The organism is Geobacillus vulcani PSS1 (assembly GCF_000733845.1).
GTDB classification, from domain to species: domain Bacteria; phylum Bacillota; class Bacilli; order Bacillales; family Anoxybacillaceae; genus Geobacillus; species Geobacillus vulcani.
Genome location: NZ_JPOI01000001.1, coordinates 2295001 through 2314246 on the forward strand (window position 1 = coordinate 2295001; position 19246 = coordinate 2314246).

At 54.3% G+C, this 19246-nt stretch carries 12 protein-coding genes, 4 tRNA genes, 1 rRNA gene and 1 pseudogene (1 of these 18 cut by a window edge); 15 read left to right on the forward strand and 3 right to left on the reverse strand.

The features are described 5' to 3' along the window. The 6 genes from N685_RS0112445 to N685_RS0112480 all read left to right on the forward strand — a co-directional run. Nucleotides 1-964, forward strand: a 23S ribosomal RNA gene (locus N685_RS0112445); it begins 1965 nt to the left of the window's first position. A 179-nt stretch (nt 965-1143) separates the two neighbouring features. After that, nucleotides 1144-1215: transfer RNA gene (locus N685_RS0112450), tRNA-Gly, on the forward strand. Between the two features lie 9 nt (nt 1216-1224). Then, a tRNA-Arg gene (locus N685_RS0112455) sits at nt 1225-1298 on the forward strand. A 100-nt stretch (nt 1299-1398) separates the two neighbouring features. Continuing rightward, a tRNA-Gly gene (locus tag N685_RS0112465) sits at nt 1399-1469 on the forward strand. 173 nt (nt 1470-1642) lie between these two features. Continuing rightward, a tRNA-Arg gene (locus tag N685_RS0112470) sits at nt 1643-1719 on the forward strand. Nucleotides 1720-2286: 567 nt separating this feature from the next. Beyond that, nucleotides 2287-5100, forward strand: coding sequence for a tetratricopeptide repeat protein (locus N685_RS0112480; RefSeq protein ID WP_031408809.1), 2814 nt, complete (start codon nt 2287-2289; stop codon nt 5098-5100). Between the two features lie 105 nt (nt 5101-5205). On the opposite strand, the gene N685_RS0112485 is transcribed toward N685_RS0112480, so the two are convergent. Next, on the reverse strand, nt 5206-6447 hold the full coding sequence (locus N685_RS0112485; RefSeq protein WP_031408811.1) for an aminopeptidase: 1242 nt from the start codon (nt 6445-6447) through the stop codon (nt 5206-5208). 344 nt (nt 6448-6791) lie between these two features. On the opposite strand from N685_RS0112485, the gene N685_RS0112490 reads away from it, so the two are divergent. Further along, entirely contained in the window at nt 6792-8228 is a 1437-nt protein-coding gene (locus N685_RS0112490) for a sodium/proline symporter (RefSeq protein WP_031408813.1), read from the forward strand. Between the two features lie 163 nt (nt 8229-8391). Here the strand turns inward: N685_RS0112490 and hpaB are convergent, their stop codons facing one another. After that, a complete protein-coding gene (gene hpaB, locus N685_RS0112495; RefSeq protein ID WP_031408815.1) occupies nt 8392-9837 on the reverse strand; it encodes a 4-hydroxyphenylacetate 3-monooxygenase, oxygenase component in 1446 nt (481 codons plus the stop codon). Between the two features lie 237 nt (nt 9838-10074). On the opposite strand from hpaB, the gene N685_RS0112500 reads away from it, so the two are divergent. The 7 genes and pseudogenes from N685_RS0112500 to N685_RS20070 form a co-directional block, all read left to right on the forward strand. After that, nucleotides 10075-11742 carry a class I adenylate-forming enzyme family protein gene (locus N685_RS0112500; RefSeq protein WP_202807094.1) on the forward strand — a complete coding sequence of 556 codons (1668 nt, stop codon included), beginning with the start codon at nt 10075-10077 and terminating at the stop codon, nt 11740-11742. A gap of 57 nt (nt 11743-11799) precedes the next feature. Beyond that, complete coding sequence (locus N685_RS0112505; protein ID WP_031408818.1) at nt 11800-13347, forward strand: acyl-CoA carboxylase subunit beta; 1548 nt, start codon at nt 11800-11802, stop codon at nt 13345-13347. A 299-nt stretch (nt 13348-13646) separates the two neighbouring features. Then, complete coding sequence (locus tag N685_RS18430) at nt 13647-14972, forward strand: ISLre2 family transposase (protein ID WP_237746949.1); 1326 nt, start codon at nt 13647-13649, stop codon at nt 14970-14972. Between the two features lie 743 nt (nt 14973-15715). Next, a complete protein-coding gene (locus tag N685_RS0112515; RefSeq protein WP_031408820.1) occupies nt 15716-16000 on the forward strand; it encodes an autorepressor SdpR family transcription factor in 285 nt (94 codons plus the stop codon). Then, nucleotides 15987-16634 carry an SdpI family protein gene (locus tag N685_RS0112520; RefSeq protein ID WP_031408822.1) on the forward strand — a complete coding sequence of 216 codons (648 nt, stop codon included), beginning with the start codon at nt 15987-15989 and terminating at the stop codon, nt 16632-16634. The genes N685_RS0112515 and N685_RS0112520 overlap by 14 nt, the downstream gene beginning before the upstream one ends. Before the next feature lie 23 nt (nt 16635-16657). Next, nucleotides 16658-17440, forward strand: a complete 783-nt coding sequence (locus N685_RS0112525; RefSeq protein WP_031408824.1) for a YhfC family intramembrane metalloprotease — start codon at nt 16658-16660, stop codon at nt 17438-17440. Beyond that, a pseudogene (locus tag N685_RS20070) lies at nt 17437-17577 on the forward strand (glyoxalase); the annotation flags it as partial. The gene N685_RS0112525 and the pseudogene N685_RS20070, both read left to right, overlap by 4 nt. Before the next feature lie 50 nt (nt 17578-17627). On the opposite strand, the gene N685_RS0112535 reads toward N685_RS20070, so the two are convergent. Further along, nucleotides 17628-17813, reverse strand: coding sequence for a small acid-soluble spore protein H (locus tag N685_RS0112535; protein ID WP_031408827.1), 186 nt, complete (start codon nt 17811-17813; stop codon nt 17628-17630). 206 nt (nt 17814-18019) lie between these two features. Here N685_RS0112535 and bioF point away from each other — a divergent pair, with 206 nt between their 5' ends. After that, a complete protein-coding gene (gene bioF, locus N685_RS0112540) occupies nt 18020-19192 on the forward strand; it encodes an 8-amino-7-oxononanoate synthase (protein WP_031408829.1) in 1173 nt (390 codons plus the stop codon). The last annotated feature ends 54 nt before the right edge of the window (nt 19193-19246 follow it).

Genomic DNA, 19246 nt, shown 5'->3' on the forward strand with positions numbered 1-19246 from the left:
AATTCCTTGTCGGGTAAGTTCCGACCCGCACGAAAGGTGTAACGACTTGGGCGCTGTCTCAACGAGAGACCCGGTGAAATTATACTACCTGTGAAGATGCAGGTTACCCGCGACAGGACGGAAAGACCCCGTGGAGCTTTACTGCAGCCTGATATGGAATTTTGGTATCGCTTGTACAGGATAGGTGGGAGCCGGGGAAGCCGGAGCGCCAGCTTCGGTGGAGGCGACGGTGGGATACCACCCTGGCGGTATTGAAATTCTAACCCGCACCCCTGAGCGGGGTGGGAGACAGTGTCAGGTGGGCAGTTTGACTGGGGCGGTCGCCTCCCAAAAGGTAACGGAGGCGCCCAAAGGTTCCCTCAGAATGGTTGGAAATCATTCGGAGAGTGCAAAGGCACAAGGGAGCTTGACTGCGAGACGGACAGGTCGAGCAGGGACGAAAGTCGGGCTTAGTGATCCGGTGGTTCCGCATGGAAGGGCCATCGCTCAACGGATAAAAGCTACCCCGGGGATAACAGGCTGATCTCCCCCAAGAGTCCACATCGACGGGGAGGTTTGGCACCTCGATGTCGGCTCATCGCATCCTGGGGCTGAAGTCGGTCCCAAGGGTTGGGCTGTTCGCCCATTAAAGCGGTACGCGAGCTGGGTTCAGAACGTCGTGAGACAGTTCGGTCCCTATCCGTCGCGGGCGCAGGAAATTTGAGAGGAGCTGTCCTTAGTACGAGAGGACCGGGATGGACGCACCGCTGGTGTACCAGTTGTCCCGCCAGGGGCACCGCTGGGTAGCTATGTGCGGACGGGATAAGCGCTGAAAGCATCTAAGCGTGAAGCCCCCCTCAAGATGAGATTTCCCACCGCGTGAAGCGGGTAAGATCCCTCGAAGATGACGAGGTCGATAGGTCCGAGGTGGAAGCGTGGCGACACGTGGAGCTGACGGATACTAATCGATCGAGGGCTTAACCTAGAAAAGCGGAGGCGAGCGGTTCGCCGCGACGGGCAAATGTTCTTCGCCCGCAGGGGTGCTTGCACCCCGAGGGAGAAGGTTATTTGACCTCGAGCGGCGGCGAGCCGGAGCTAGACAGTACGAAACGCGGCTTCTTCCGACGGTTATCTAGTTTTGAAGGAATGAATTCCTCTCATGATGCGGAAGTAGTTCAGTGGTAGAACACCACCTTGCCAAGGTGGGGGTCGCGGGTTCGAGTCCCGTCTTCCGCTCTCAATGATGCGCTCGTAGCTCAATTGGATAGAGCATCTGACTACGGATCAGAAGGTTAGGGGTTCGAATCCTCTCGAGCGCGTTTATCCACTAGCTTTAAGAAAGATATTGACAAAAAAGAAATTAGCGATTATATTTTTATTGCAGTCGTTTCTAAGACAAGCTCCAATGATATTGATCATGCGGGTGTAGTTTAATGGTAAAACCTCAGCTTCCCAAGCTGAAGTCGTGGGTTCGATTCCCATCACCCGCTTTCCTTTATTTTATCGTGAATATCGTGTAGATATCGTCCCAGTAGCTCAGCAGGATAGAGCAACGAGCGAGACATCTTCGAATGGGTTGCGAGTTGCCCCGACGCATCAGGCTTCTTTGTGTTAGCTGGTAGAGGAAGGGGCAGCAGGAAGATTAGAGTGTCGTCTTGGTTATGTCCCAGTAGCTCAGCAGGATAGAGCAGCGGCCTTCTAAGCCGTCGGTCGGGAGTTCGAGTCTCTCCTGGGACGCCACTTACATACGATCGGTTCGGGTTAACATTGCCGAAACCCTTGATATGACCGCGTTTGCGGTCATTTTTCATTTTTGGGGAATCCTGAAAAAAACGATAGAATGCGAAAAAATTTTGCACGAATTTTGCACAGCTATTTAGCATGGTACAGCTCCTCCATTGCAAGGTCAACTTGCCTAAAATATGCGAGTATGTTTGCGGCGTGGTTACAATATCTTTATGTCCGAGACTCCAAAAAACGTATTTGATATTCCCTCCTTAATATAAAGCATGGAGACGTGAGTATGCTTGAGCCCATGGCAAGCGATTGTTTCCATCCCGTTTTTTTTGCGTCTCCCATTTCGCGCCCTCCTGCTGAAAATTGAAAGGATCTGTTGGTTGTGTGTCGAATGCTTGCCCATCTTTCTCTTTTTTTGCATCCCGCGCTTACCGCGATCGCAGAAGCATTTTTTCGTTAATGGAACAGCTATGTTTTGTCTTGCAAATGAAAACAAATTGAAACGTTCCTTTCCGCGAAAGTTTGTTAAAATATATGGGATAGAAATAAAATCATAAATCGTGCCATACAATGAACATGCATGGCAAATATACGAGTCAGGTGATCGACATGGGGTTTGAACAGCAACTGGTTCATAAAACATTTTACGAGACGTTGATCGAGGCGGGAGAATGCGACATTGTCAGCGCGCTTGGCGATATTTTTTTCACGGCGCATCGGGATGGCACTGATTTGTCGTCCATTCGCTTTGCCCAAGGGGAAGTGTATTTCCACCGCCGCGACTATGAAGCGGCGATCTTTAAATGGGAACAAGTCCATCATGACGATTTGCGCCCTTGGGCGCAAAAAAACATCGCCGACAGCTACTATGAGCTTGGACGGCTCGAGCTGGCAGAGGAGCTGTACCGCTCGATTGAGACGGAAAGCGAAACGTTGCATGCGGAAATCATTTTATGCCTGTTTTCGCTCTATCGCGAGTTGGGGGAAAAAGCGAAAGCGGATGAAATGATTAAGCGCGGCGTGACGTTGTATCCGGATTATCCGAACATGACCGAATGGGCGCGCGCCTTTTTCGAGGAGCAAGGTGATTGGGAAAGCGCCGTCGAGCTTGCTTTAGGAGAGGCGGTGCGGACCTCGGCGCGCCGCTGGGCGGACATCTTGACCGGTTATGTGGAACAAGGACATGCGCGAACGATGGCGCCTGCGCGGTTTTCACGCTGCCTAGCGCTGTTGTACGAAACGGATCGCGTGAAGTTTGAACGGCTTGTGCAGGCGCTATGGAACGGTTATCGAGATGGAGACCTCTATTTTTCGTGGCTCGCGGAGTGGAATCGCCTCTATGATGAGTTGGCGATCGGCCGCGACTATGACTGGAAGCGAATTCCCGGCCTTTTAGGGGAAGCTTATGCGGGATTGATGAAGGGGCCGTATCGATTGAAAGAGTTGGTGGAAGTTGTTCCACCGCTTGTCAAAAGCTGGGTGAGTTTAGCTGAAGGTCCGGAGACAGCCGTGGCCGCAGCTGCCTTGTTGGCGTGGAGTGAGAAATTTCCTGAGGCGTTTGAAGAAGAGACGGTCAACGACGCCGCTAAGCGGCTCGTCCATGCGAAACGGCAGGCTGGGGAAGCGGGTGTGTCGCTATTTGAAGAAATTGCCGATTGGGCGGAAGAGCAGCGGGCGGGCTCGCATTTCCGCTTCCGCTGGTTCGTGCGGCAGCTGTCTGATTCGCGGACGCATTTCGTTTTGATCGCTGGGGCGTCGCGCCATGAGCGGTTGGCGTTTTTGCGGACGTTGGTCGGCGAGGCAGCGTTGGCGGCGCCGTCTGCGCCGGTGATTGCGTGGAGAAACGGTGGGGAGATGGAAGTCGCGAAAATCAGTGACGACCAGTTTACCGTTTTTTCGAGTATTGACGAATTTCAACAGGCAACGGGCGGCCGCGGAAGCCGATTCCCTGATGACGCTGTCATTGAATGCAAGGCGCCGTTTTCACTCGTGCCGCAAGGGATTGTCTTGTTGGATATCGGCCCGCTCGGCGGGCGCGCTTCATCCGACCATGAAGCGCTTGTGTCGTTTTCGCTTGCTGACAGCATTCTCTTTCTTCTCAACGGAGAGGATCCGTTTTCTAGCGCCGATGAGCAGTTGATGCTACAGCTTCGTGAGAGGGCGCCGAATGCGCCGATGTACGTTTTGCTTCCTCCGGGCGACGGAATGGTGGATGAAGAGGAGACGGCGAGAATCGTTGAGGAAGTGGAAGCGCACGTTCGTACGATTGTTCCGGGGGCCCATGTTATGGTCTATTCGCCCCATGCGCCAAGCCGCAAGCAGCAACAATTCCTCGTCGGCTGGTTTGAGGAGATGCGCCGCCATGTATCATCGGTCCGCCGCGAGGAAGCGATTTTAACGACGATCCGCCAGTTCATCGCTCATTTGTTCCGGCAGCGGGCCGAGGCGGAAAGCCGGTTGGCGGAGCTGGTCGTGTGGAAAAAAGAAATGGCGGCTAAACTCAGCGGCGCTATTCATCAGCTTGGCGACCTGCAAGAGGAAAAAATGGCCAAAACGGCAAAGTCATTCCATACTGTCTTGGCGGAAATGCGGGGCGAGCTGTCTGCGGCGATTCCCGATCTGTTGCGCAACATGGCGGATCTTGTGAGCGAAGACAGCGATTTTTCCCGTTTGCATCTTGAACTGAACCACAAAGCGAACGAACGGCTTCGTGCTTACCTTGATGAACAGGCGCTGCCAAAGCTGCGCCGCTCCATGGAACAGTGGATTGCAGCGACGGAAGACGAATTCAACGAATGCCAGGCGTTTTTGCATGAAATGGGTGAAGGGTTTAACGCCATGTTTGGCGATGAGCGGCTCAAGCTCGAATGCGATTTTCGCCTTCTCGCCGATTGGCGGCGCGATATGGATCGGTTGATCAGCGGGGTGCAAATAGACAAGGTGAACGTTTTCTTGCGGAGAACGCCAAGCCAGCTGCTGTTGAAAGGGGCGGGAAAACTGCTCGGTGCTTTTGCGCAAAACAAGGCAATGCTGGCGCAAAAGTATAAGCAGTTCATCCAGGCGCAAGATTACGCTGAGGTGGTGGAGGCGATCATCCACCAGTTGCTGCTGCCGTTTGAATGGTTTGCTAAATCGCTTGAACGCGATGTCACCCGATTTTTCCATGCGCCGTTGACAGGGCTCGATGAAACGTTGAAACGGTTGGAGCTGGAGATTGCTGCCCAGGAAGGTGAGCTCAAACATATGCGCACAAATCCGGAGGCGTACCGCGACCCGCTCGTTCTCTTTAGCATTCGTTTGCGGCAATGCGAGCAACTGGCGCAGGCGGCATCGGCCGCTGTGCATTTGCGGCAAGATGAAAACAACCCTATCGGTTCGCTTTGATCGTTGCGTGTGAATCCGTGTTGGAATGGAATCAGGCTGCGCCAACGGTCGGGTCTGCCCGCCTGTTGGACGCAGCCTGATGGCTTAGAGTGAAGGGAAACCAGCTTACGACAATTCGAACGCCCAGTTGCCGCGGCGGAAAATCGGTTCGCGCTTGCCGTCTTTGGTGACGCCGTCGATGTTCAGTTCGGCCGAGCCGATCATAAAGTCGACGTGGACGAGGCTGTCGTTGACGCCGCGGCGGTCAAGCTCTTCTTTGGACAGCGCCGCGCCGTTTTCGATGTTCGTCGGGTACGCTTTGCCCAACGCAAAATGGCAAGCGGCGTTTTCATCAAACAGCGTATTGTAAAAAATGAGATTGGACAGCGATACGGGCGACTGATGCGGCACGAGAGCGACTTCGCCGAGGCGGCGCGCCCCGTCGTCGGTGTCAAGCAAATGCTTGAGCGTCTCATATCCTTCTTCGGCGCTGAAGTCGACGACTTGACCGTCTTTGAACGTGAGCGTAAACCCATCGATGACGTTGCCATTGTAATTGAGCGGCTTCGTGTTGCGGACGGTGCCGTTGACGCCGTCTTTATGCGGCATCGTAAACACTTCCTCGGTCGGCATGTTCGGGTTGAAGCGCACCCCGTTTTGACTGGTCGCGGCGCCGCCGTGCCAAACATGCCCGTCGACGAGCTCGACCGTGATGTTGGTGCCCGGCGCTTCGTAAACGAGCTGTTTGTATTGCTTGTTGTTTAAGTAATCGACGATGCGGGCGAGCCGATCATTATGTTCGCGCCAAGCAGCGATCGGGTCCTCTTGGTCGACGCGGACGATGCGGAAAATCGCTTCCCATAGTTTGTCGATGGCTTCTTCATCACGCAGATCCCCAAATACTTTTTGCGCCCATGCCGCCGTCGGGACGGACAGGAGCGACCAACAGTTCCGATCGGCCATGATGGCGCTCCGATAGTTGGCGAGCGCTTGGGCGGCCGTTTTATTGGCGGTGGCGATCCGCTTCGGATCGACGTCTTTTAACAAGTCAGGATTAGGGGCGTAAATGGATAAAAAGGCTGCTCCTTGTTCGACGAGCTCTTCCATCGCTTTGGCCCGCCACATCGGATATTCGGAAAACGCTTCCTCAGGGGCGTGATGAAATTTGATGTATGTAAGCGCCTCATCGTTCCACTCGACATACACGTGTTTCGCCCCGGTTTCGTACGCCGTTTTGGCGATTTTGCGGACGAGCGGCGCCGCCTCGAGCGGGGCGTTGACAAACAGCGTCTGCCCAGGCTGAATGTTGACGCCGACTTTCACGGCCAATTCGGCGTATTTGTCCAATTCCTTCTCCCAACGGTTCATCTTGTTCACTCCTTTTTTTGGATTCATCTCCACTTTATTATAATTCGAGCCGTCTGGCAACTTGTAGTGTTCCACATGTTGATTCTGTCCGAGCGAAACTTTGCAAGGTGAGACGCGGTGTCATGCTGGAATAACTGGCTCGTTTGCCACATATGTAAAGAGTAAACAGATGCCTGTGAGGAGCAACCATTCTCGCTGTCACTGGCATGATCGTCGATCGTCGCAGTCTGATGATAGCGCCATGTTTATGGAAGGGGAGTGGGATTGGCAGGCCGAGAAGAGAAAGACATCCCTGCAGATTCCGTGTGCGCCTGTGCAAAACCGTACAACAGGGAGGAACAACGATGAGTGGCATCATCTTGGTGGAACTCGTGCTGTATTGTCTTGTGATGGCGGCGCTTGGCTATTGGTATGGGAAAAAGGAGATGAGCCATTCCGACTTTTTGCTTGGGGGAAAACGACTGCCGGGTTGGGCGCTCGCTTTTTCTGAGCGGGCGACGGGCGAATCCGCCTGGCTGTTGCTTGGCTACACGGGGTTTGTATTCGCCAATGGGCTTTCTGCGATTTGGGTGGCCGTCGGCATTGTCATCGGCATCGTCTGCGCCTGGCTCTTTTTGGCCGACCGGTTTCGCCAAGAGGCGGAGCGATACGGTGCGCTGACGTTGCCCGGTTATTTAGCGAAACGGTTCGGCGCGCATGGGCAAACGATTTTATGGCTTGCGACTGTCCTTATTTTTAGCTTTATGATGTTTTATTTCAGCGCGCAAATTGCCGGAGCGGGCAAGACACTGTTTGCCGTGTTTCATATCGATCCGCAGCTTGGCATGGTCATCAGTGTGGCGATTGTCATTATCTTATCATACACCGGCGGGTTCGTCAGTGTCGTTTGGACGGATATGATTCAAAGTATGCTCATGCTGGCGACGCTCGTGATTTTGCCCATTGTGGCGTTCGTGGAAATTTATAGTGGTGGCTTGTCGATCAGTGAAGCGCTTCATCACGCGAAGCCGGGCCTCGATTCATGGACGGGGGGAGTCACTGGATTTGCGCTTGGGCTATTGTTGTTTAACAATTTTGCTTGGTTTTTTGGCTATCTGGGCGGACAGCCGCAGCTGAGCGTCCGCTTCATGGCGTTGAAAGACGCCCGCGAGGCGAAAACGGCCAAAACAGTGGCGATCATTTGGACGCTGATGGCCTATGGCGGCGCGTTTTGCATCGGTCTTGCGGCGATTGCCCTTTATCAGGGCCATTCCTTCGCCGACGTGGAAACGGTATTGCCGCATATGGCGCTCGATTTGTTGCCGCCGTGGCTCGCGGGGGTATTGCTGTCGGGCATTTTGGCGGCCATCGTGACAACGGCCGATTCGCAGCTGCTTGTCATCACGAGCGCCATTAGCGAAGACATTGCGCGGCGTTCTTTGCGCCTTCGCCTGTCGGAAAAACAGCTTGTCGCGCTTTCCCGCGCGGTGGTGGTCATCGCTGGACTGCTCGGTTTGGTGCTGGCGATGACATCCGAGTCGCTTGTGTATTTCATTGTCAGTTGGGCATGGGCAGGGATCGGCTGCACGTTGTCGCCGGCGATTTTGCTCTCTTTCTTCTGGAAGCGGTATTCCGGCATCGGCGTTATCGCCACGATCCTTGCCGGGTTTCTCAGCACGGTCATCTGGATTTCCTCGCCGCTTGAGGCCATCATCAGTTCACGGTTTACGACGTTTGCCATTGCGCTGGCGGCCGGGGTGCTGTTCAGCTTGTTGTTTCCCGACCGTCAGCGGACGATGTGATCGATCACGTGTCCATTCGCATGAGGGTGTCCCGAAAGAGGCGGGGCACCCTTTCCGATTGTTGGATCGGTGCGCTGAACGATTGACGTGATCCCGCCTCTTTGAAGAAAAGGCGGGCGTTTATGGTTTATGCCGGTCCAGTGCGATGGTTGCTGCCGTTTTGTCAACGTTGTTCGCTGTCCAAAAACCGTCGCACCATTTGGGCGCATGCTTCCCGGTCGTAGCGATGGTAAAAGGTTGTCGCAAACCGGGCTGGATCGCCGAAGAAAAACCGTTCGTACAGCGTCTGCCGCGTCCCGAAGGCGCTCATCGCCAGATCCCAGGCGAAGCGGAACAGCTGCACCCGCTGTTCGGCCGGAAGCGTCGCTGCCTGCAAATACCGGTCCAAATCCGGGCGGAGCGGGGAAGAAAAGTCAGCTTCCGTCGGCAGGCAGACAAGCCCGCTGGCGCCAAGCAGCTGAACGATGTCGGCAAAGCGCGGGTACAAGCGCGGATACAAAAAGGCGGCAGCGTAAAGCGGGGCAGGATCGGGCACCATGGTGCCGCGCCGGTCCGGTTTCGCGTGGAGCTCGGCGGCGAGAAGCATTCCCCGAAGCGCTTCAAGGGCGGCGGCGATTTCCCCGATTTTTTCTTGCACATGCTGGTATCCGCCAATTTGGATGGATTCGCTGAGCAGCTCCACCGTTCCAAGGAAAAATTCGGTTTTCACGATGCGCCGCGCCAGCACTTGGTGCAGCAGCATAATGCCCAAATGGGTTTCTTCATCCAGCTCTTTGGCCACCCATGCGTTTTTGTAGAAAAAGATCCGATCCCACGGAACGAGCACATCATCAAATACGACAACGGCGTCGATTTCATCAAAGTGCGCGCTGAGCGGGGCGTCAAACGAAGAGGCGCCAGCAGCAAAAGAAGGGCGGCAGATGAACTTCAACCCCGGCGTGTTGCTCGGAATCGAAAACGCGTACATGTATTCATCGCCAAGAAGCGTCCCGCCGGCCGGCAAAACGAGAAGTTCGTCAGTCATGCCGCCTTGAGTGGCGAGCAGGCGCGCGCCTTTGATGACGAGTCCGTCTGTCGTTTCGCGGATCACTTTGGCGGCGATCGGCTCGCCGTCTTCTTCCATATAGCCGAGGGAACGGTTCACTTGCGGGTTGACAAACGTATGGGTGAACGACAAGTCGTTGTTGATCGCCCGCTCATAGAGGTGTTCGATATGTTCGGCGTAGGACGGGTGCTGCTGCCCGAAAAAATCGGCCGCGGAAGCGAGCGCCATCACGGCGGTGTTCATGTAGTCGGGAGACCGCCCCATCATCCCCGCTGTCAAGCGCGCCCATTCTTGGAACGCCAGGCGCCGGTGTTCGAGATCGTCTTTTGTCGTCGGCCGCAAAAACGCCGCGCCGGCCAGCTCCCCCGTCGATGTGCGGAACGTCAGCACCGGCTGTTTGTTTGGATGGTGCTGGGCGTCATATAAGCGCGCTTGGCTTCGCATCACGCCGGCAAAAGCCGGGTGTTCCGACAGCTTTCCCTCGACCTGAGCGCCGTTGATCCATACATTTGACCGAAGATTGTCAATGCGCTCGATATATTGGGTTCCGTTACTAATGGCCATAGTCTCCATTCCCCTTTTTTCCGTAAAGACCGTTTATGGCCATTGTATGCGCGCCTAGAAAAAAGGGGAGGAGTTCATCTGCGTTGCCATGTCGGAGAAAATAATGGGTCGTTCGAAAAAGGAAATCAACGAATGACAGCGAAATTCTATTCATAGGAATGAAGCAGAGGACATGATCATAGGTTGAAAGCGTTTTCTAAAACGAAAATACTGACCGTTCAGTATTCTATTCGGAGGATGGTGAAACAGGTGAACCAAACGCGCCCGTATTGGCCGAGCGGGTTGCCGAAGAAGCTCCGCTATGTGCTCGGCGAACAGCCGCTCTATCATTATTTGCGCCACCGCGGTGAACGTGAAGCGAACGAACCAGCGTACATCTTCTACAATACGGTGATCACATGGGGGACGTTGCTTGACCATGTCCACCGGTTTGCCCGCTATTTGCGGGAAAAGGGGGTGGAAAAGGGGAGCTGCGTGGCTTTGTACATGCAAAACTGTCCACAATACATCATCGCTCACTTCGCCGTTCAGCAGCTCGGCGGCATTGTCGTTCCGCTCAATCCGATGTACCGCGAATCTGAACTTGCCTACTTCTTTTCCGAAGTGCCGCTTGTCGGCATCATCGCTGGGGAAGAAGGATTATCCCGCATTCAACAAGCTGAACAACAAACGGCGCCGCTGTCGTTTACGGTCGCTTGTCATTACGGTGACTATGCGGATCCGGCAGGGGAGATCCCGCTTTGCGAAGAGGTGCTGCAGCCGAAGCAGACGTGTGAAGGCGCGGATGAGCTCACCGCCATCATCGCCGCTTCTCCGCCGCTTGATGAGACCGCTCCCATTGACTTGTGGAACGATGTCGGGTTGATCGTTTTTACGTCGGGGACGACCGGTCGGCCGAAAGGAGCGATGCTCACCTATGGTAATGCGCTATTTAAGACGGCCGCATCGGCCCAAGCGAACCGGCTGACGGAAAAACCGGAAACGTTGATGGCCCATTCCCCGCTTTGCCATATTGCCGGCATGGTGATGGGACTGAATATGCCGGTGTACACGGGACATCCGTGCGTATTATTCACCCGCTTCGACCCGCTGGCGACGATCAAAGCCATCGAAACGTACAAAGTCACGGCATGGTACAGTATCGCTCCGATGAACGCGGCCATCCTGCAGGCGCTCTCTTCTGTCAATGCGGATTTATCGAGCCTAAAACGCAACTTAGCGACAAGCTTCGGCCTGCCGGTGACGAAAGACCTTGCTGAGCGGTGGGCGGAAGCGACCGGCGGCTGCCTGTTGTACGAAGCCGCCTACGGGTTGAGCGAGACGCATACGTGTGACACGTTCATGCCGGATGACCGTGTGAAATTTGACTCGTGCGGCATCCCAACGTATGAGACAGACATTCGCATCGTGGACCCGGAAACGAAACAAGAGCTTGGGACCGGACAGTCGGGGGAAATTGTCGTCAAAAATCCGGGGGTTTTTAAAGGCTACTTCCGCCGCGATGACGCGACGAACGAGACGCTGAAAGATGGGTGGGTGTACACCGGCGATATCGGGTATGTCGATGAAGACGGCTATTTGTATTTCCAAGGGCGGCTGAAAGAGATGATCAAAGTGTCCGGCTACAGCGTCTTTCCAGAAGACGTCGAAGCGTTGTTGAACGAACATCCGGCCGTCAAGCAATGCGCAGTCATCGGTGTGCCTGACCCGATGAAAGGGGAAGTTCCGAAAGCGTTTGTTGTTCTTCACGATTCGTACAAAGGAAGGGTCGCGCCGTCTGACTTGATCGAATGGGCGAAAACGCATATGGCGGCGTTCAAGTATCCGCGTTATATCGAGTTCATTGATGAATTGCCGGCGACGCCGTCAGGCAAAGTATTGCGAAAGCTGCTTCCAAGAGAATAACATAGCGGCGGGGGCACGGGCCGCCCCGCCTTTTCCAAAAAAAAAAGGGGGATCATGGTGGAGAATTTGCGGCAATTAACAGACGAACTGATGGCGAAAAAAGCGAGCGCTGCGTTGGGCGGCGGCGAAGAGAAAATCGCCAAGCAGCACGAGAAAGGGCTGCTAACTGCCAGAGAGCGGATCGCCCTGCTTGTGGATGCGGGAACTTTTATCGAGTTCGGACAGCTGAACGCGTCCGACCAGCCCGGCTTGGAAGAAACAACGTATGGAGACGGGCTTGTCGCCGGCATCGGCAAAGTGAATGGCCGACCGGCGGTCATCATCGCCGGGGATAAAACGGTGCTCGCTGGAACGGAGGGGAGCGTTCATTTGCGCAAGTCGCGGCAAATGCATGCACTGGCTGTGCGCAATGGCTTGCCGATGTTTTTCCTCCATGAAGGCGGTGGGTTGCGCATGCCGGACGGGATGGGGTCGGACGGGATCAGCGACAAATTGTTTCCACGCGAGCTGCTCGCCCACCACCGGCAAGTGCCGACGATGGCGGCGATTTTGGGGGACAGCTACGGTGGGCCGACATGGACGGCGGTCAGCTGTGATTTTGTCACGCAAATGAAGGGGACATGCATGGCGATCGCTGGGCCGCGCATGCTCGAATTGGCGAATGGGCAGCGCGTCACGCCGGATGAGCTCGGCGGCGTAGACATCCACCATAAATATACCGGACAGATTGACGCCGATGGCGAGACAGAGGCAGAATGCATCGAGCAACTAAAAAGGTTTTTTTCATACATGCCGCAAAACGCTAACGAGCGGCCGCCGATGCGGAAGACGGATGATGACCCATACCGGATGGTTGAGGAAGTGTTTTCAATTTTGCCGGACAAACGTAGCCGCGTCTATGATATGCGAAAAATTATCGCCTGCCTTGTTGATGAAGGAGACTATTTTGAGTATCAGAAACAATTTGGCAAGGCGCTGATCGCCGCTTTGGCGTATCTAAACGGTCATGTAGTCGGCATCATCGCCAATCAGCCCAACCAATACGCAGGAGCGCCCGGGCCGCAGGAATGCCAAAAGGCGACGGAATTCATTTGCTTGTGCGACTCGTATCATATTCCGATCATCTTTTTGCATGACACACCGGGGTTTCGCATCAGCGTCGAGGCGGAAAAAGCGAAAATGGCGACGAAAATCATGGTGTGGAATCAGGCGCTTGCTCTATCAACCGTCCCAAAAATTTCGGTTGTCATCCGCAAAAGCATTGGCGCGGCGTACGGCAATATGTGCGGACCGGGGATGGGAGCGGATGTGGTCGTCGCCTGGCCGAGTGCGGAAATCAATTTCACCGGTCCGGAAGTCGGCATCAACGTCGTATACGGCCGCGAGCTTGAACGTGCCGACAACCCGCATGAGCGGCGTCAGGAGCTGCTCATGCAGTGGTCGTTTGACAGCTCGCCGTATGGGGCGGCGCGCAAACATTTGATCGACGATGTCATCCATCCGGCGGAGACGAGAAAATTCCTTTGCCAGACACTTGAATATTTGCTTACATCCAAGCGCGAAAAAAGTGAGCGCTTGCTCGCCGCTTGGCCCACGGGGTTTTAACATAATTCCGAAAGAAGTCTCCCACTTCAAGCGTGTGAAGGGCGTAGCCCAACGATCAGTGGGAGATGAGTGTGAGTAAAATATTTGTGGGTAACGTTCAGGAAGGATCCCCGACGAGGGTTGCGAACTTTTGTTCGCGACGCTCGTCGGGGCCACCAAGCGAAACGCGGTAGGAAAAAGCGGATCTCATGCAAAAAGGACTCTCTCCCTGCTATGATAGTGATTGTCCACATCAACCGAAAACAGGAGGGAGAGAGTCCATGAAACATCTTACCACAGAATGGCCTTTATGAAAAGAGCTGGAGGAACAATTGTTGAGAACCCTTCAAAACGTGTTTGCCACCGTGTTGGCGTCCCTTTTGGAGGAAATCGATCAACAACTGGCGGAAGCAAGGGACAAGCGCCGCTATCAGCTGAAAGACAAACGGCCGACCACACTCCAAACGCTGTTTGGAGAAGTGACGTTCCGACGGAACTACTACTATGATCGGCAGGCAGGGGCGTATACCTTCTTGTTGGATGCCGAACTGGGCTTTGATGGAGCCCAATCGATCAGTCCTTGCCTCGAGGAAACGGCGGTCGAGTTGGCCATAGAGTGCTCTTCCTACCGCAAAGCAGCCCGTACGTTGGAGGCGATCGTGGGGTATGCGGTCCTCAGCCATGAGGCGATTCGTCAGCTGGTGTTGGCGGCCCCTGTCTCGCTGCACCACCCTGTTTCCCAACGGTATGGCCGGGTGCTGTTGGTGGAAGCGGATGGACTGTTCATTTCCCGCCAAGGGAAAGGGAAACGGGCGAAAGAGCAGAAAATCTTGGCGGTTCACGAGGGATGGAGACGAAACGGCTCGCAGCTTGAGCTCGTGAACCGGCGCCACTACCTCCATGAAGGGCCGGGGGACGTGTGGGAAGGGTTCGAAGAGTGGCTGATGAAGGAATATGCCTATGACCCGTGCCGGGACCTGTTGGTCATCAACGGCGACGCGGCATCCTGGATTACGGCCTGCCGGACATATTTTGGGAAGCGGGCGTGCTTTCAGCTGGATCGGTTCCATGTGGCGCGGGAGCTTCGTCAGTGTCTGTCCGGCCACCCGCGTTGGCGGGAGGTGCGGAAGAAGCTGGCGAAACAAGACGAGGAGGGGCTTCTCGTGGAGCTAAACAGTGCCATCGGTACGTTGGGGGACGAAGCCAAAGAACAGCAGTTGGCCGAAATGATCCGCCGGATCGAGTCGATGCCAGGATGCATCCGGGACTACCGAGAGTGGCTGTCGGCGCAAGGGGTGGAGACGGCCGGCATGCGTCCGATGGGTCACGCCGAGAGCGTGATGAGCCGGTTCGCGTACCGGGTGAAATCCCGCCGCAGCTGGAAAGACCAAGGACTTTGGGCGTTTCTGAAGGCGATGGTGGTCCGAATCGACGGAATATGGCGGAGAAAGGGGCAGTTGGAGGAGGAAGAGCCCCAGAGGGCAGCCTCAGCCCCGACGAAGCCTGAGCGGATCAAACAGGCCAAACGGAAGGCAGGGCGGTTGTTGGCGGAGGTGATGCGCCAGAACATCCCGTGTCTTCAGCGGTCATCGGGGACGCCGATTTACCAAGCATTGTCGGCGCTTCGGGACGGTGGATGGATGTAAAAAAATGGATAGAAAAAACCATCTCAAGATGAGGGATGAGAGTCCGAAAGCGCTTACGATATCAATTCCTAAAAATGGTCTATCAACCGATGATTGACAACGCCCGTAGTGGACCGAAAAAATCCCCCACAAAGTCTTGACTGACTCGGGAGATGAATTTCGGTTGGCGTTAGCCAAATCTTATGATAAACTGAATATATCATATGTTTCTTGATAAGTGGCTATATGGGGGTTGAGTGGACAAATGAATAGGCGAGAACCAAGCAGATTCCTTCCACTCGTAAAATAGCCAAGGTAGAAAAGAACTTCCATCATGTCGGATATCTAGGGTTGGAACGACCCGAAGTCACGCTCAGGGAGACGAAAGGTTGCTTTCGTCGCGGAACTGAGAAGCTCCCACTTCAAGCAAAGCTAAGTGGGAGTAGTTCACCGGAAATCAGTGGGAAGCCAAGCCCCACGTTACCATGGACTCCGGGGGCGCCTAGCTGTGCGTCCTCCTTTCCACTGATATCTACGGGGGAAAACGGGAAAAGACATTGACAGTCAAATGGAATATTCTTTAATTAATAGCGAATCGTTTATCCGATATTTAGATGTTTTTCTAAATATCTAATTATATACGTATACATGTATGAAAACCTGTTCACATTGGTGCATAAGAGACAACGACAAACGAAAGCTCTCCCGGTGGTTGTCAACCCCTTAAGATGCATCCCAAAATCGTTCACAAGGTGGGATTACCATTGTCGTTCAACGAGGCGTTTAAAGCGATTGCTGATCCGACGCGCCGGAAGATTTTAACGTTGCTCCGGGAAGGAGAGTTGACGGCAGGAGAAATCGCTTCGCATTTTGCTATGCAAAAGCCGAGCGTATCGCATCATTTGAAAATTCTCAAGCAGGCTGATTTGGTGCAAGACCGGCGTAGGGGACAGCATATCTACTACTCTCTGAACACGACGGTGTTTCAAGATTTGCTTCGCTGGTTTTACGATTTTGTCGAAAAGGGGGAGAGACATGATGAACGTTAGCCGGCTGACGATCGTGTTGGCGATTCTCGCTTATTTCTTGAGTTTGGCCGTCCTTCCGTATTTGCCGGATCAAGTGGCGATCCATTGGAACGCATCAGGGGAAGCTGATGGCTTCAGCAACAAATGGTTTGGCGCCTTGCTGCTGCCCGTTCTCATGACGGTGTTCACGTTTTTGACGGCGGTGTTGCCGAAGCTCGACCCGAAAAGAGAACATTACGCCCGCTTTCAAAAAAGCTATCGTATTGTCAATGCGGCGCTTTCCTGCTTTTTCTTGGCGCTGCATGCCGTGACATTGGCGTACAACCTTGGATTTTCCATCGATGTTGGGGCGTTCATGCCGCTTGCCATCGGCGGTCTGTTTCTTGTCATCGGAAATTATCTGCCGAAAATCAAACACAATTATTTCATCGGCATTCGCACACCGTGGACATTAGCGAGTGAGACGGTTTGGCACAAAACGCACCGTCTTGGCGGCAAAGTGTTTATCGCCATGGGGATTTTGTCGATGCTCACCGCGTTTTGGCCCGGAGAGATGAGGGCTGTTTTGTTTCTCGTCATCATCGTTGTCGGCAATTTGTATCTTATCGTTCGATCGTTTCTTTATGAGCAGCAAGAACAACGCAACCGCTCATAAATAAGCGGGAGGGGGGAGAGGACGTGGGAATGACCGGTGCGGCGGTGCAGCTCGCCATTTCGTTGTTTGTTCCAGTTGGTCTCGCATGGTACGGAAGAAAAAAAGGATGGCTTTCGTGGAAAGCGCTCGGCATCGGAGCGCTGATGTTTCTCTTGTTTTCACAAGTGTTGGAAAAAGCGCTTCACATCGCTCTACTCGAACCGGGACGGCCGGCGCTGAAAGGGACAGACAGCGTTTTGCTCTTTGTGTTGTACGCCGCGCTTGCTGCCGGTGTGTTTGAGGAAATCGGCCGTTATGTCGGGTTTCGCTGGCTGTTGAAAAAAAACCGGGCGTATGGCGACGGCTTGTCATTCGGGCTTGGGCACGGCGGGGTGGAAGCAGTGCTGCTTGGCGTGTTTGGCGCTGTGAACACGATTGTGCTTCTGAGCTTGATTCAATCAGGCGCCTTCGACAAAACGATCGCCCCATCGCTCCCGGCAGGCCAGGCGGAGCTGATCAAAGAACAAGTGCTGCACACGCCGTTGGCAATGTACGTGTTGGGCGGCATAGAACGGCTGTTTGCTTTGGCGGTGCATGTGGCGCTGTCGCTCCTCGTTTTGCTTGGCGTGCGCCAGCGGCAGTTCCGTTATGTCCTGTACGCGATTTTGCTTCATGCGGCAATGGACGTCTTGCCGGCGCTTTATCAAGCGAAAGTGGTCACAAACATCTGGGCGGTCGAGGGAGTGCTGCTCATTTGGGCGGTTGCTGCGGTTTCGTTCATCCGCCGGATCAAACCAGCGTTCGCACAGGGGGGAGAGGAACGATGATTCGTATCAAACGGCTTGATCATGTGCAAATTTGCATGCCATTTGGCGCTGAGGATGAGGCGCGTGCGTTTTATACGGATGTGCTCGGTTTTCAGGAAATCGAAAAACCTGAGTCGCTGAAGGCAAACGGCGGACTTTTGATTAACAAAAACGCGGGAGAAAGGACGATCCCTTTCTCCCGCGTTTTTCATGACGAATGCTCTTCTAAGCTGGCGACCGGCACGCTTTGTTTTTGATTCGGATTGTCAAGCGGATGGATCGTTGCCATCCCTTTTTGCTGGTCGACATGCTCAATGTAAATGCGCTGGCCGTTGTACGTGACGTTCGCCATCACCGGCGACGACGCGATTTCTTGTGCCCGACGGACATCCATTTCTAACACCTCCTTTTTGCCGATAACACGTATAGTATGACATGTCTGCGGTTGGACTATGCATGTGGTCGAGGGTGGAAATCAATAATTAACAGAACTATATGCTAAATAATCAGCAAACGAAACTGACCATCTTTTCCTAGCCGATTCGCGGTTTTTAATGTAAACTATTTTTTATAAAAAGTTTACATATAAGGGGGATAGGGATGAAAACCGAACTAATCGCCAAACTGCACGAATGGGAACAAAAAGCGCAAAAGCGCCAGCTGCGCCGAGCACAGGCCTCAGGCGCTTCGGTCATCCTGAACGGAAAGCCGATGTTGAATTTAGCGTCCAACAATTATTTAGGGTTGGCGGATGACCAACGGCTCATTGAAGCGGGTTGCGAGGCGATGCGGGCCTACGGAGCCGGAGCGGGTGCGTCACGGCTTATCGTCGGCAACCATCCGCTCTATGAGCGGGCGGAAGCCGCGTTGAAACAGTGGAAAAAAGCAGAGGCGGCTCTTATTTTCAACAGCGGCTATACGGCCAACATCGGCGTGTTGACAGCGTTGATTGGCCGAGATGATCTTGTCTTTAGCGATAAGTTGAACCATGCGAGTTTGATTGATGGCATCCGACTGAGCAAAGCCGCCTGTTTCCGCTACCGGCATAATGACGTCGATCAATTAGAATCATTGTTGAAGCAATCTTCGCCTGCGAAGCGAAAATGGATCGTCACCGATGCTGTTTTTAGCATGGACGGCGATCTGGCGCCATTATCGGAGCTTGTCGAGTTGAAACGGCGCTACCGCGCGATATTGATTGTGGATGAAGCGCACAGCGGAGGGGTGCTTGGGCCGAACGGCGAAGGGCTGCTTCACCATTTCGGGCTCGAGAAAGAAGAAGATGTGATCGCCATCGGCACTTTCAGCAAAGCGCTCGGCAGCTTCGGAGCGTATGTAACCGGCGAGCCGTGGCTGATCGACTACTTGATGAACAGTGCTCGCAGCTTCATTTTTACGACCGCCTTGCCGCCTGCTGTCCTTGCCGCCAATGAAGCGGCCATTCGTATCGTCCAATCCGAACCGGAGCGGCGCGAGCGGCTGCACGCCTTCAGTGAACGGTTCCGCATGAGTCTGAAACAGCTCGGCTTTGACACCGGCGGCAGCGAGACGCCGATCGTTCCTGTGATCGTCGGTCCGAACGACCAAGCTGTGGCGATGAGCGAGTTGCTGCAGGAAGCGGGCATTGCCGCAATCGCCATCCGGCCGCCGACCGTCCCTGAGGGAACGGCGCGCATTCGCTTTTCCGTCACCGCTGCCATGACGGCAGAAGACGTTGATATGGCTGTTGACCGTATCGCTTGGGCAGGAAGGCAGATTGGATTGATTTCATAGGGAAAAACGGCGGTCACGAGGAGGAAACGCGTGAGAGAACAAAAAAACCAGCCG

Coding starts and splice junctions, on each gene's coding strand:
- N685_RS0112485 (WP_031408811.1), bottom strand. CDS start 6,447: ATGAACCGTTGGGAGAAGGAATTGGACAAATACGCCGAATTGGCCGTG.
- N685_RS0112490 (WP_031408813.1), top strand. CDS start 6,792: ATGAGTGGCATCATCTTGGTGGAACTCGTGCTGTATTGTCTTGTGATG.
- N685_RS0112500 (WP_202807094.1), top strand. CDS start 10,075: ATGGTGAAACAGGTGAACCAAACGCGCCCGTATTGGCCGAGCGGGTTG.
- N685_RS0112535 (WP_031408827.1), bottom strand. CDS start 17,813: ATGGATGTCCGTCGGGCACAAGAAATCGCGTCGTCGCCGGTGATGGCG.
- N685_RS0112480 (WP_031408809.1), top strand. CDS start 2,287: ATGAACATGCATGGCAAATATACGAGTCAGGTGATCGACATGGGGTTT.
- N685_RS0112520 (WP_031408822.1), top strand. CDS start 15,987: ATGATGAACGTTAGCCGGCTGACGATCGTGTTGGCGATTCTCGCTTAT.
- bioF (WP_031408829.1), top strand. CDS start 18,020: ATGAAAACCGAACTAATCGCCAAACTGCACGAATGGGAACAAAAAGCG.
- hpaB (WP_031408815.1), bottom strand. CDS start 9,837: ATGGCCATTAGTAACGGAACCCAATATATCGAGCGCATTGACAATCTT.